This window comes from Streptomyces flaveolus, assembly GCF_000716535.1.
In the GTDB taxonomy this organism is placed as follows: domain Bacteria; phylum Actinomycetota; class Actinomycetes; order Streptomycetales; family Streptomycetaceae; genus Streptomyces; species Streptomyces flaveolus_A.
In genome coordinates this window covers 38,919-52,509 of record NZ_JNWV01000048.1, presented here as the reverse complement: position 1 = coordinate 52,509, position 13,591 = coordinate 38,919, and the positions used below count along the sequence as shown (strand labels likewise).

General features: G+C 73.2%; 9 protein-coding genes and 3 pseudogenes. 10 read left to right on the top strand and 2 right to left on the bottom strand.

What is annotated here, in order from left to right; translation table 11 throughout:
• Both OO52_RS53395 and OO52_RS39665 read left to right on the top strand, forming a co-directional pair.
• Positions 1–82, top strand: a pseudogene (locus OO52_RS53395) (alpha/beta hydrolase); the annotation flags it as partial.
• 438 nt (positions 83–520) lie between these two features.
• Positions 521–1,378: a GNAT family N-acetyltransferase gene (locus tag OO52_RS39665; RefSeq protein WP_030655905.1), complete on the top strand. Its 858-nt coding sequence runs from the start codon at positions 521–523 to the stop codon at positions 1,376–1,378.
• A gap of 57 nt (positions 1,379–1,435) precedes the next feature.
• On the opposite strand, the gene OO52_RS39660 is transcribed toward OO52_RS39665, so the two are convergent.
• Positions 1,436–2,071 (bottom strand): TetR/AcrR family transcriptional regulator, encoded by a 636-nt coding sequence (locus OO52_RS39660; RefSeq protein ID WP_037630703.1) that lies wholly within the window; start codon positions 2,069–2,071, stop codon positions 1,436–1,438.
• 223 nt (positions 2,072–2,294) lie between these two features.
• Positions 2,295–2,623, bottom strand: a pseudogene (locus OO52_RS53390) (hypothetical protein); the annotation flags it as partial.
• 1,082 nt (positions 2,624–3,705) lie between these two features.
• On the opposite strand from OO52_RS53390, the gene OO52_RS39655 reads away from it, so the two are divergent.
• The 8 genes and pseudogenes from OO52_RS39655 to OO52_RS54380 all read left to right on the top strand — a co-directional run bounded on the left by OO52_RS39655 (position 3,706) and on the right by OO52_RS54380 (position 13,574).
• Positions 3,706–6,327, top strand: a complete 2,622-nt coding sequence (locus OO52_RS39655; protein ID WP_234339927.1) for an AfsR/SARP family transcriptional regulator — start codon at positions 3,706–3,708, stop codon at positions 6,325–6,327.
• Positions 6,327–6,503 carry a hypothetical protein gene (locus tag OO52_RS53385; RefSeq protein WP_234339926.1) on the top strand — a complete coding sequence of 59 codons (177 nt, stop codon included), beginning with the start codon at positions 6,327–6,329 and terminating at the stop codon, positions 6,501–6,503. Before OO52_RS39655 ends, OO52_RS53385 begins: the two co-directional genes overlap by 1 nt.
• 273 nt (positions 6,504–6,776) lie before the next feature.
• Positions 6,777–7,613, top strand: coding sequence for an alpha/beta fold hydrolase (locus OO52_RS39650; RefSeq protein WP_030655899.1), 837 nt, complete (start codon positions 6,777–6,779; stop codon positions 7,611–7,613).
• A gap of 386 nt (positions 7,614–7,999) precedes the next feature.
• Positions 8,000–8,926, top strand: coding sequence for a helix-turn-helix transcriptional regulator (locus OO52_RS39645; RefSeq protein ID WP_030655897.1), 927 nt, complete (start codon positions 8,000–8,002; stop codon positions 8,924–8,926).
• Entirely contained in the window at positions 8,923–9,663 is a 741-nt protein-coding gene (locus OO52_RS39640) for a helix-turn-helix transcriptional regulator (RefSeq protein ID WP_037630699.1), read from the top strand. The genes OO52_RS39645 and OO52_RS39640 overlap by 4 nt, the downstream gene beginning before the upstream one ends.
• 675 nt (positions 9,664–10,338) lie before the next feature.
• Positions 10,339–12,645: a molybdopterin-dependent oxidoreductase gene (locus OO52_RS39630; protein ID WP_030655893.1), complete on the top strand. Its 2,307-nt coding sequence runs from the start codon at positions 10,339–10,341 to the stop codon at positions 12,643–12,645.
• Between the two features lie 9 nt (positions 12,646–12,654).
• Positions 12,655–13,137, top strand: a pseudogene (locus OO52_RS54385) (alpha/beta hydrolase); the annotation flags it as partial.
• 107 nt (positions 13,138–13,244) lie between these two features.
• Positions 13,245–13,574 carry an alpha/beta fold hydrolase gene (locus tag OO52_RS54380; RefSeq protein ID WP_324608322.1) on the top strand — a complete coding sequence of 110 codons (330 nt, stop codon included), beginning with the start codon at positions 13,245–13,247 and terminating at the stop codon, positions 13,572–13,574.
• Positions 13,575–13,591 lie beyond the last annotated feature (17 nt).

The following is a 13,591-nucleotide window of genomic DNA, read 5'->3' as shown; positions in this document are numbered from 1 at the left end:
CGCCAACCTCGGCGGGCACACCGGCACCCCGTGGTTCGAGCTGGAGGACGGGTGCCGGTTCTTCGACCGCCACCTGAAGTGAGGCCGGGCCGTCCGGCGGTCGGCAGACGGCGGCACCGGCCGGCCGGGGTGGCTCCCGGCCGGCCGGTGCGCAGGCCGGTACAGGTCCTGAAGAAGCTGGAAGTCCTGCGGGTACGTGCCGCTCAACGCCCCGGTGGCAACCCGGCGTCGGCGTCGGTGAGTCCGGCGAGGCACATGGTGCGCCGTACCGCACAGGGCCCGTTGGTTTCTCCGGCAACGGCGAGCCGATCGGGCGGACTTATTTCACCTCTGGTCACTCGCGGTTCGGTGCCCCCCGCGCTTGCCCTACTGTGGCGTACCGCGTCCGGCGCGACGGGGGAACTGCTCGGGCGCGGCGGAGCGATGGCGGGCATCCACCGGGGACTGCTCGACGTCATCCAGAGGGAGCCCGGAGCCGTGCCGACAGGCCGGGACTCGGGCGTGAGAGGGAGAACCAGGGATGAGGACCACCCTGCCGATCGGCCTGGGCGAGCGGACCGAGATCGAGGCCTACGCGGACTTCGTCACCGGCGCGCCGCCATCCGTGCGGGACGCGCTCGGCATCGGCTCCCGGCGCTTCGGCCCGGCGGTCGCGGTGGCGGTCCGGGAGAGCCGGAGCCGCTTCTTCGACCGGGCCGGCGGGTTCGGCGCGGAGCAGCCGGTCACGGCGGAGACAGTCGCGGAGGTGTGCGACTTCTACCGTGAACAGGGCGTGGCCCAGGGCTCGTTGATGATCGCACCGGCACTCTTGCCGCGGGACTGGGCCGCGACCGCCGCACGGCACGGCCTCACGGAGGGGAACCGTCTGGTCAAGCTGGCGTGCGACACGGAGAAGACACCGGGTGCGACCGACGGCGTCGCGGCGCTCGCACCCGGTCTGCGTGTCGGCCCGGTCCAGCCCGACCAGGCGCACGAGTGGGCCACGGTCATGATGACCACCTTCGGTCTCACCGAGCCCGCCGCCCTGACCGACATGGCCGCGTCATGCGTCGGCAGGCCCGGCTGGCGGCAGTACGCCGTCTGGGAGGACGAGCGGATCATCGCGGTCGCGAGCGTCTTCCTCAACGGTGACTGCGCCGACATGTTCGGCGCCGCGACCCTGCCGGAAGGGCGCCGTCGCGGCGCCCAGTCCGCACTGCTCACCGCACGTGCCCGGGCCGCCCGGGAGGCGGGCTGCCGATGGCTCGTCGCCGAGACCGGCACGGAAGGCCCCGGCGACCACAACACATCCCTGCACAACATGCTGCGCGCCGGTTTCGAGCGGCAGTACGAGCGGGTCACCTGGGTCTGGCACGCCCAGGCCGCCTCGGCCGCATGACGCCCGGGGCGGCTTCGGCACACGCGTCCGTGACCGCCACCGTCGCCGTGCCGGCCGTCACCGTCCCCGGCCCTGCCCGACGGGCGCGTCCTCGGCGCCCGCATCCCCGTGGAGCAGAGCTTCGAGGGAGGCGGTGAGGTCCGCGGTGAGTTGTTCCGTGCTCATCTCCGCCAGCGCCCCGGCGCGTACGACGTACCGGCTGAACGTGACGCCGACGAGCAGAGCGGCGACGAACGGCAGCCGGTGCCGCAGGTCGTGCTCGTCCAGGAGCCGGCGGTACACCTCGTCGGTACGTTCCTGCATCGCCATGTACAGGGCGGCGGCACTGCCGGTGTCGTCGGCGGCGCTGCGCAGCAGTGCCACGAACGTGTCGTTGCCGTCGGCGCTCTCCATGCGATGGACGTAACCGCGGGCGATACGGGCCGGAAGTGGTTCACGGGTGTCCTCGGCCAGGACGTCGACGTCCCGGGTGCCCGGGACGGCCGCCAGGAACAGGCTCTCCTTGCTGCCGAAATGGCGCAACACCGATCCATGGGTGACACCGGCACGCCGGGCGATGTCCCGCAGGGTGGCCCGGTGGTAGCCGCGCTCGGCGAAGGCCTGCGAGGCGGCCTCCAGAATGGCGCGGCGGTGCAGTTCCGGGTTGCGCGTACGGCGGGGCGGCGCGGGCGGGTCGGTGTCGGGTGCGGCCATGGGCCGAGCCTACCGTCGCGGTCGTTGCCGTCGCCGCCTGCTTCCCGCCTGGTCAGTGCAGTTCCGTGAGGGTCCCGAGGCGGGCGAGCGGTTCGCCGCCGGGCAGCGCGATAGGCGAGTGCACCCGCCCGCGTTGAAGTTCTCCAGTCGGAGGACTCTGGTACCGCGTCGCTCCCGCCAGGATGTGAGGTAGACGTGGGGCGGACCTCCGCCACCGTGGTGGTCACGGTCTCGGTGTACCCGTCGGGCAGTACGCCCCCTCCGTCGACGACGTGAGGGCCTTCGTCGCATCGGCGACGTAGTGCATCCCGAAGGGGAGGATGCTACGGACCGGAAGCGCGAGCAGGCCACGCGAGCGGACGGGCGCCGGCGCAGATCGTGCGGGGGGACGGCGAGCGCGAGGCCGGGGAAGCGGTCGAAGAGCGCGGTGAGCGCGATGCCCGTCTCCATCCGGGCCGGCGGGGCGCCGAGGCAGTAGCGGATGCCGTGTCCCAGCGCCAGATGCCCGGTGGCGTCCCGCCCAGGGTCCAGCCGGTCGGGGTCGGTGGACCGGCCCCTCCTCGCGCAGCCGGCCGTAGACGGCGTGGGGGACCCGGAACAGCTCACCGGGATCAACGACGGGCGCCGGGGTGGGCGTTGGGGTGCTCATCGCGACAGCTGAGCAGATCCGGGGCGCGCGCCGGACGCGCCTCGCGGACGGCCGCGCTCCCGGCCCGGTGCGGAGTCGGCGCCCCGCCACCACGGGCTGACGGTCCGCGGGCCGGTTACGACGCGATCCCGGGGGGAGCCCCGGAGACCCGGCCGCCTCCCGGCCGTGAGGCAGGGGCGGCCGGACGTCCTGGGCAGCGGCCCTCGCCCCTGAGGCACCGTCGGCGCTCCCGGAGGCGGATCGGCACCGACGGCACGCCACCGTCGGGCCGTGCACGGATCCCCCACGGATCCGGCGCGCGCGCAGTCTTGCCGCTCGTGGTGCGGGCGCTCGGCATCCCGGAGAACGCTCCGCCCGATCGGGCAGCGTTGTGGCCTTGTCGCGCACCCCGCCCACCGACCCCGTCGAGGCGGCCTCGCGCGAGGTCGGGTCCGCGCGCCGACCTGTCCGGTCTGGGTGATGTGAGCTGAAGCGGCGGGCGAGACCGTTTGACAGAATGAAAATGACCGACCATATTGGAGTAGTGCGCCGCACACACGGCGTCCATCGACGGGGCTGGGGAGGGTGCCGTGATCTAGCGGCCCGGCCGAGTCCCCTGCCTGCACGGATCCGGCCGCCGGGAGATCCAGCGGACGGTCGGAACCGTCGACATGTGCGCGTATGCGCGCGACCGGTCACCGCCGACCTCGTGGCCGGGTCGTGCGCCCTCCGTCGGCACCGGGCCTCCTTGCCGGCCGGTACGCGTGCGGGGGCCCGGCCCGGCGGCCGGGAGTTCGGCTCGACGGTCCATGCATCCCGCAGCGCGCCGACCCGTCGCATGCCCGCCGTCCGCACGACCCGTACGAGCAGCACGACCCGCACGACCCGCACGACCCGTACGAGCAGCACGCAGAAGACACGAGCCGACCATGACCGGGCCGGCGCCGCGGAACGGTGCGGGAAGCGGTGGCCGGAGAGCGGAGTCGGTGGCGAGGAGAGATGCACGATGACAGGGTTGTCGCGCGAGTCAGCTGATCAGGCCGTCCAGTTCTCCGTCCTCGGACCGGTGCGGGTCTGGCGAGGCGGCGGCGAGCTGTTGCTCGGCCCGAAGCAGCAGCGGCTCATCCTCGCCGTGCTCCTGGCGCGTGCCGGCCGGCCCGTCTCGATGCACGAGTTCATCGACCTGCTGTGGGACGGTGATCCGCCGTCGAGCGCGACCAATGCGGTGCACCGGTACGTCGGAGCACTGCGCCGGCTCCTGGAACCGGACCTGCCCGCCAGGTCGCCCGGGCGGTGGCTCGCCCGGCAGGCGGGTGGGTACCTGCTGCGCGCCGACGCCGGCTGCCTCGACCTGCTGAACTTCCGGTCCCTGGTGGACCAGGCACGGCAGGCGGACGCTGCGGGCGACCCGACGGGCTCCGTGGAACTGTTCACCACCGCCCTGGGCCTCTGGCAGGGGCGGTGCGCGGCGGACCTCGAACCGGTCAGCGCCAGCCACCCCGCCTTCGTCATGCTGGAGCACGAATACGTGTCGGTGGCGTGCGCGGCGGCGGACACGGCGCTGCGCTGCCGTCGTGCCGAGGCGGTGCTGCTGCCGTTGCGGCAGGCGGTGGAGCGCCATCCGCTGGACGAGGCGCTGCTGGCGCGCCTGCTGCTGGCGCTGGCCTCGAACGGCAAGCAGGTCGAGGCCCTGGCACTGTACGAGGAGATCCGGCAGCGGTTGGCGGGGCAACTGAGCATGGACCCCGGCGCAGAGTTGCGGGCCGCCCACGAGCGGATCCTGCTGCACCGCTTCGACACCGGCACGCCCGCGGAGACGGAGGAGGACGCGGGAACCGCCGCCTACGGCCCACCGGCTCCCGCCGGTTCGGGACCATCCCCCGCGCCTTCGGTGAGGACGGCGCGGCCGGCCCAGTTGCCCCCCGGCCTGCCCGGATTCACAGGGCGTAAGGACGCGCTCGCGCAGGCCCGCGCCCTGGCCGCGCGGGGCGGGGGCGCGCTGCGGCTGCTGGCCGTGGACGGCATCCCCGGCATCGGCAAGACCGCCCTGGCCGTGCACTTCGCCCACCAGGTCGCCCGCGACTTCCCCGACGGACAGCTCTACGCCGACCTGCGCGGCTTCGCCCCCGACGGCAAACCCGCCGACCCCACCGACATCCTCCAGGGCTTCCTCGACGCCCTGGGCGTCGCCCCCCGGCGCATCCCCGCCGCGACCGGCACCCGCTCCGCGCTCTACCGCAGCGTGCTGGCCGACCGGCGCGTCCTGGTCGTCCTCGACAACGCACGCGACCTCGCCCAGATCAGACCCCTGCTGCCCGGCACCGGCACCTGCATGGTCATCGTCACCAGCCGCAGCCGCCTGACCGCACTGGCCGCCGCCCACGGAGCACACCTGCTCACCCTCGACGTCCCCTCCACCGCCGAAGCGACCACCACCTTCCTCGAACGCGTCCGCACCAGCCGTCCCGACGCCACCCCCGAGGAGATCCGCCCGCTCGTCGAACGCTGCGGCCGCCTCCCCCTCGCCGTCGCCATGGTCGCCGCCCGGGCAGCCGCCTACCCCGAGCGCACCCTCCAGGACATCGGTCTCGAACTGTCCGCCGGCGACCACAGCCTGGACGGCTTCACCGACGACAACCTCGACAACGACGTACGAGGCGTCTTCTCTTGGTCCTACCGCACACTCGGCCCCCAGGCGGCACACCTCTTCCGGCTCCTCCCCCTGCACCCCGGACCCGACGTCACCGCCGCCGCGCTCGCGAGCATGGCCGGCATCCCCCCGCAGGAAGCGGTGCAGGCCGTGGGCGAACTCGTACGGGCCAGACTGCTGAGCGTGCGCGCACGCGACCGTTACCGGGCCCACGACCTGATCCTCGCGTACGCCGCCGAACTGGCCGTCCAGCACGAGCGGGACCGGCCGGCCGCCCGGTCCCGCATGTACGGCCACCACCGCCAGACCACGCACACCGCGAACCTCGTGCTGCGGCCCGGCCCCCGGCCGGCCGCTCACGCGGCGCCGCTGCCGTCCGTGACGCCGGAGCCGCTGGCGGACACCGCCGCGGCGACGGTCTGGTACACACGGGAACGGCCGGTACTGCGTTCTGTGGGGGAGACCGCGGCCGCGCACGGCAACAGCCGGACGGCGTGGAAACCAGGGTCTTGCGGAGGTGCCAGCAGCGCATGTGATGGCGGCACGACTGGGCCGCCACCATGCGTGCCGCCCTGGGAGCGGCGCGCAAGGCCGACGACGTGGAGGGCATGGCGCGGACCCGCCACGGCCTGGCCGGCGCCCTGCGCTGCCTCGGTGACGTGCCCGGTGCGATGCGCCACCTGGAACACGCACGTCACCGCTTCGGACAACTGGCGCGCCACCACCGACTTGGCGCACGTCCTGAGGAAGGCCGGCGTCGTGTACAACGCCCAGGAGGACCACGTCCGAGCGCTGCGTCACATGGAATCGGCCTCGGATCTGCTGAGCGGACCCGAGCCGCGGCACCCCAAGGCCGCGACTCCGGCCGACACCGCCATGACGCGTGTGGAACTCGGAGGTCCGGAGGAGTCCCTGCGGCTCGCGCGCACCGCTGTATGTTCCGCGACCTGCGTGACCTCAGCGGGGAGGGAGTGCTGATGGCGCTCGGCGACGTACGGCTCGACGCCCGGGACGTGGCGGGAGCCCGGCGCGCCCGGACCGACGCCCTCAGAGGCCTGGACGACCCGGATGTGCCGCTGGCAGCCCAGGCCGGGGAGAAACTGGCACGACTGGACACGGGGAAGGAGCAACGGGGAGCGGCATCGGTCATTTGACCATCCGAAGGTTCACGAGCCGTGCCGGGGCCGCCGCCGACGGCCCCGGTGAGCCTTCGACGGACCCGGGTCCGTCCTCGTCGGCGTCGGGCACCCGGGGCACCGCGAGGGGCGGACCATGTGTGCCGCCTGCCGCGCGGGCCGCGCTGTGGACCGGGGTTTGAGGAGTTAAGTCGTTAGACGGATTCGGCCGTGTCCACTGTCGGGAGACGGTGAGTGTGTCGCCCGGCGGTGCGGTTCCCCCGCTCCGCCTCACACCCGAAAGGCCACACCATGCCCTACATCACCGTCGGCCAGGAGAACACCACCGACATCGACCTCTACTACGAGGACCACGGCACCGGACGACCCGTCGTCCTCATCCACGGCTACCCCCTCGACGGCCACTCCTGGGAGAAGCAGACCACCGCCCTCCTCGAAGCCGGCTACCGCGTCATCGCCTACGACCGCCGAGGCTTCGGCCAGTCCAGCCAGCCCACCACCGGCTACGACTACGACACCTTCGCCGCCGACCTCAACACCCTGATCGAAACCCTCGACCTCCACGGCGCCACCCTCGTCGGCTTCTCCATGGGCACCGGCGAAGTCGCCCGCTACCTCGCCACCTACGGCTCCGCCCGCATCACCAAGGCCGCCTTCCTCGCCTCCCTCGAACCCTTCCTCCTCAAGACCGACGACAACCCCGCCGGCGCCGGCGACCAGGCCTTCTTCCAAGGCGTCTCCGACACCGCCAGGAGCGACCGCTACGCCTACTACACCACCTTCTACAACGACTTCTACAACCTCGCCGACAACCTCGGCACCCGCATCAGCGAAGAAGCCGTCCGCAACAGCTGGAACGTCGCCACCCGCGGCAGCGCCCACGCCGCCTGGGCCGCACCCCTCAGCTGGCCCACCGACTTCCGCAACGACATCCCCCAGATCGACGTCCCCGCCCTCATCCTCCACGGCACCGCCGACAACGTCCTCCCCATCGACTCCACCGCCCGCCCCTTCCACAAGGCCCTCCCCCACGCCGACTACGTCGAGATCGACGGCGCCCCCCACGGCCTGCTCTGGACCCACGCCGAAGAAGTCAACAATGCCCTCCTCACCTTCCTCGCCAAGTAGTCACCGCCGGTGCCACGGTGGCCCACCCCGCGATCCGGCGGTGCGGGCCACCCGGGCACACCGCCGAGCCGTCCGCAGCCGGCGAGGGCGGGAGCGCGGAACACCCGCGTGGTCTGTCGTCGACCACGTCGAATGACAGATGTCAGGGACGTCGCGCGTGTCCAGGTCGGAACGGTCCCGCTGCGAGCAAGTTCCCGCCCTCCTGGTCGTGCGGTCCCGCCGGCGGCCCGGCGGCCTCGGCGACGGGCGGGAAGGCCGGCGAACGAACCGGAGACACGGCATGAAGCCGGACACCCACCCACCCATGCGGCGCGGCCAGTGTCGGCTCGTGTGCCGGGTGTCCCTCATCGGCGACGCACGCCCGAGCCGAAGGGAGGAACGAGACGGTGACGACCACATCCCTCCCGTACCGCGGCACGTGGGCGGGCGCGGCCCCGCGTCCCTCCTCGGCCCCGGACAGCGCCCGGCACGCCGACGCGGCAGGCAGGGGTGGTGGCCTCGACACCTGCTGGCGCGTCCTCGGCCGGGCCGCGCGGGGCCAGGGTGCCGCGGTGGTGGTGCGGGGCGAGGCCGGAACCGGCAGGGGCACGCTTCTGCGAAGCGTCGCGGACCGGGCGGTCGGCAGCGGCTGGCGGGTGCTGCGCGTGCCGGGCGGCGACGCGCGCGCCAGGGGTGCCTTCGGCGCCTTCGAGCCCCTGGCCGATGAACTGCTCGGCCTGGCCGTCGGACTGCCCGACCCGCTGCGCGCGGCTCTGCGGAGGGCGCTGCGGGGAGATCCGGCTCCGGACGCGCCGTCGACGGACGCGGCCCCGCGGCAGGTGCTGGCGTCCGCGGCGCGGCGCGGTCCCGTCCCGGTGGTCGTCGACGACTGCCACCTGCTCGAACCCGCCCCGGTCCGGGCCGTCACGCTCGCCACCAGCCGTCCGCCGGGCACGGCCGTCGGCCTAATGGCGGCCATCGCGGTCGGTGCCCGTGACCCCTTCCACGGGTGCGAGGTCACGGAGGTGTTCACCCGGCTGGGAGCCACACCCTGGCAGGAGTCCGCGCGTGCCGCACTGCGGGCGGTCGGCGTGAGTCTTCCCGGCCCGGGCGCCGTCCCGCACAGGGACCCGGGGCGCTCCGCCCTGACCGCTCACGAACTGCGGATCGTCCGGAGGGCCGCCCGCGGGCTGTCCGACCAGGAGATCGCGGACCAGCTGGCCGTCTCGCCGCGGACGGTGGCTTCCCATCTGTACAAGGTGTTCCCGCGACTGGGCATCAGCTCCCGGCGGGAACTCGACCGCGCATCGCAGGAACTCGGTGATCACACATGACACGAAGTGCCGTCGAGGCACCGGTGCGGGAGCGTCCGGGTTCGGCCGGCCGGTTCCGTCTGACGTCCGTGCCGGAGGCGCCGGTGAGGAGGGCCCCCGCAGGGGTCGAGGAGCCGGACGCCCGGCCGGTGACGCTCACCGTGACGGCGAGCGACGTGCTCACGGAGGAGGGCGCGCAGGCCTACCTCCGTACGGCGTCGGGTGTGCGCGTGGTGCCCTGGGAGGACCGGCACGGAGCGGACGTGGCGCTGGTGCTGGCGCACAAGGTCTCCCTGGCGACGCTCCAACGTGTCGAGGAGGTCGCCAGGTCGGACCAGGGGCGGGGGCTGCCGGTGCTGCTGGTGGTGGACTCGATCAGCGAGCGGCACCTGTGGTACGCGGTCGACCGCGGAGTGGTGGGTGTGCTGCTGCGCGGCGAGGTCGGTTACGCCGACATCGTGCGGGCGAGCCGCAGGGCGCTGCGGGGGGAGTCACCGCTGCCGCCCACCCTGGTGCGCGCCCTGGTCGAGCGCCTGCGCTCGCTGCCCGGGCACCAGCCGGGCTCGTCCGACCTGTCCGCCCGGGAGGTGGACGTCCTGCGGCTGCTGGCCGAGGGGTTGAGCACCGCGGAGGTGGCGGGGCGCCTCAACTACTCGGAACGCACGATCAAGAACGTGCTGCACGACGTCATCACCCGGCTGGGCCTGCGCAACCGGACGCAGGCGGTGGCCTACGCCATCCGCAACGGCGCCCTGTGAGAGCCGGACCGTGGACGGAGGGCCGTCGGGGCACGCTGTCGGGCGCGCCCCGACGGAGCCGGGGTGTTTGCGTACCGTCGCCGTCGAGCGCGAGGCCGATGACGAGCCGATGGCGCCTTGTGCTCCGACGGCACACCCGGCCGGGACGACCGCTCGCGGACGGCGGGCCGTCAGGTCGTCGAGTGGCACGCGGAGGCGGTGTGCGAATGTGCGGCGGACCATGGGCTCGGCGCACGCCCGGCCGGCTCCGCGACATCCCCGGTCAGCGAGCGCCGGAGCTCCCCGGCAGGATCACGCCAGAGCACTGGCGCACTCCCCTGCCCGCGCAGGCGGCGCCTGCAAGCACTTGCTTACGACCCACCAGGCTTCGGGTACGGCCCGGCCGGCGGGCTGTCGTACCAGCGGACCGGCTGGCAGCCGGGCATGAGCCACCGCACGGTCGCGAGCCACCTGTCGCATGTCTTCGCCAAGACAGGCGTCACCTCACGCAAGCACCTGCCCGCGGCGCTCCGCGCCTGACACACGCGGGAACACGGCAAATCACCGCCTTGACAAGGACAGTTCGGTGAAGAAACCCTGTCCTCTGGAATGTGTACCCCTCAGACACCCGGGCGTCACCGCTCGCCGAGCGGATCGTCACCCGGTGTGGGGCCGGCGCGGAAGCGGGAAACACGTATGACCGACTGGCACAAGACAGCGTGCAGCCTCTGCTACGTCAACTGCGGTCTTGAGGTCGCGATCGACGGGCATACGATCACCCGCGTACGCGGCGACAAGGAGAACCCGCGCACCCGGGGCTACCTCTGCCAGAAGGCGCAGCGGCTGACGTGGTACGGCGACCACCCGGACCGTCTCACCACCCCGCTGCGCCGCCGCCCCGACGGCGGCCACGAGCCCGTGGACTGGGACACCGCGCTGACCGAGATCGCGCGGCGCCTGCGGGACATCCGGGACACCACCGAGCCGGGAGGCCCCGGGGCGCTCGCCTACGTCGGCGGCGGGGGCCAGGGCAACCACTCCGGTGGCGCGTACGGGAACGCGCTGATGAGCTGGATGAACTCCACACGGTTCTTCGGCGCCCTGTCACAGGAGAAGACCGGGGACTTCTGGGTCAACGGCAAACTGTTCGGCGGGCAGGTCTGCCACACGTCCGAGGGCGTCGAGGAGTGCGACCTGCTGGTCGCCATCGGCTGCAACCCGTGGATGGCGCACGGCTTCAACCGTGCCCGCAACGAGGTGAACGCCATCAAGAACGACCCCGGCCGGAAGATGATCGTCATCGATCCGCGGCGCACCGAGACGGCGGAGGTGGCCGACGTCCACCTGCCGTTGCGGCCCGGAACCGACGCCTACCTGCTGGGGGCGATCCTCGCCCTCGTCGTACGGCGCGGCGGCGCGGACGAGGCGTTCCTGCGGGCACACACCGAGGGTTACGAACAGGTCGCCGACGCCCTGCTGCGCATCCCCGTGGACGAGTGGATCGCCCACGCCGAGGTGGAGCGGACGGAGGTGGAGCGGGCCGTGGAGCTGATCCTGGCCGCGCGGGCGATGACCGTCCGCGTCGAACTGGGCGTCCAGCAGGGGCGCAACTCCACGCTCAACAGCTACCTGGAGAAGCTGCTGTACCTGGTCACCGGGCACTTCGGCCGGCCGGGCACCAACGCCCTGCACTCCTGGCTGATCCCGCTGTGGAAGGAGTCCCGCGGGGAGCGCTCGCAGATCACCGGGTTCGAGTACATCGGCGGGTACCTGCCCATGAACACCCTGGCCGAAGAGGTCCTCGCCGACCATCCGCACCGGGCCCGTGCCGTCTGGGTGGACTCGTCCAATCCGGCCAACACCGCGGCGGACACGGCGTCCGTCGAGCGCGCCCTCGCGGCATGCGAACTGTCGGTGGTCGTCGACATCGCCTACACGGAGACGGCGGCGCTGGCCGACTACGTACTGCCCGCGGCCTCGCAGCACGAGAAGTGGGAGTGGACGTTCTTCGACTTCGAGTGGCCGACGAACTACTTCCAGCTCCGCCGGCCGCTGTTCGCCCCGCTGCCGGGCACCCTGGTGGAGGCCGAGATCTACACCCGGCTCCTGGAGGAGCTCGGCGCCCTGCCGGACCGGGCGGAGCTCGAACGGCTCACGGAGCTGGCCCGCACCGACCGGCCGAACCTGCTGCGGCACGCCGCCGCCGTCCTGCGCGAGGCCCCCGGCACCGCCCCCGCGCTGCTGTACCGCACGCTCGGCCGCACACTGCCCGAGGGCGCGGCCTCCGCGGCGGTCCTGTGGCCCGGCTGCCACTCCGCCGCGCGCCGGCTGGGACCCGCCGTCCAACGGGCGCTGGGCAGCGAGGCGTCCGGGACAGCGCTCGGCGAGGAACTCTTCGACCGCGTCCTGCGGTCACCGAGCGGTCTCGCCTTCAGCGCGCACGACTACGACGAGGTGTGGAGCCTGATGCGCAGCGAACGCGTCACGCTCGCCGTGCCGGAGCTGCTCACCTGGCTCACGTCCCTGGACCCGGCCGCCGACCGTCGTGATCCCCGTTTCCCGCTGTCCCTGGTCAACGGTCAGCGCCGCAGCCACAACGCCAACCAGATCCTGCGCCCGCCCGCTTGGCGCAGGACCGACCCGGACGGCGCGCTGCGCGCCCGCGCCGAGGACCTGTCCGCCGCCGGTGTCGCCCCGGGCGACTGGGTGGCCGTGGTGTCGAGGACCGGACGCCTGGTCGCGCTGGCCGAAGCCGACGAGACGCTGCGGGCCGGGCAGGTGGCCCTGCCCCACGGTTTCGGCATGTCGGTCCCCGACGGCCGCGGTGGGCGTGTCACCAATGGCCCGCGGATCAACCTGCTCACCGACGCCACCGACCGTGACCCGATCGCCGGCACGCCGCACCACAAGGACGTGCCGGTACGGCTGGAGCGGCCGACGTCCGAGGAACGGGAGAGCGCCCAGCGGGACAGCGACCGCGTGCGTGCGCTGATGGACGCCTGACCGCCGGCGGTGTCGCGGGCCCGGCACGGCACGGGCCCGCGTCCTCTGTCGACGAGACGAGTCCGGCGAAACGAACATACGCTGTACGCCGGGACATACACATCTCTTCCTCCCCTCATCCGCCGGGATCTGAGCACCCGTCGAGGTGTGTTCGCCGCCCTCTGTGCCGAGCCGGTACCGGCCGCCCGGGGCAGGGTTCTCCTGCTGCCGGGCTACACCGAGGACAAGGAGGACTTCCTCCCGCTGCTGCCGCTGCTGTCCGAGGCCGGCTACCGGGCCTTCGCGGTGGACCTGCGTGGCCAGAACGAGACGGACGGCGGCCATGACGCGACGGCGTACCGGCGGGAGGAACTCGGCCAGGACGTCGTGGCGCTGGCCGAGGCGCTCGGCACCCGACCGCATCTGGCCGGCCATTCCATGGGCGGCCAGATGCGGTCGGGGCGCCGCGCTCGCCGCACCCTCGGCGTTCGCGTCCCAGACGCTGCTGTCCTCGAGGCCCGGGCGGGTGAGGGAGCAACGCGGAGCGCAGGTGAAGCTGCTCACCGGGCCACTCACCACGATGACGATGGAGCATGTGTGGCAGGCCCTGCGGCAACCGCGTGCCGCATCGTCCGGCGCCGAGGAGCGTCGCGCGCTGGCTGCGCACCAGCCGCACCCAGCTGCTGGCCACCGGACGGAACCTGCTGGAGGAACCCGACCGGACCGCGGAACTGGCCGGGCTGAGCGGGCTGCCGGTGGACGTGGTGCACGGCGACCGGGACGACACCTGGGCACCGGCCCTGCTCGCGGACATGGCACGCCGGCTGGACGCCCGGCACACCGTCCTGGCGGACACGGGGCACTCACCGCACGTGGAGCGCCCCCGGGCGACGGCGCGGGCGATGACGGGCTTCTGGGACGGCGACCCGATCACGGCGACGGGGCGGTGAGCGGCAGGGTCGTGAGC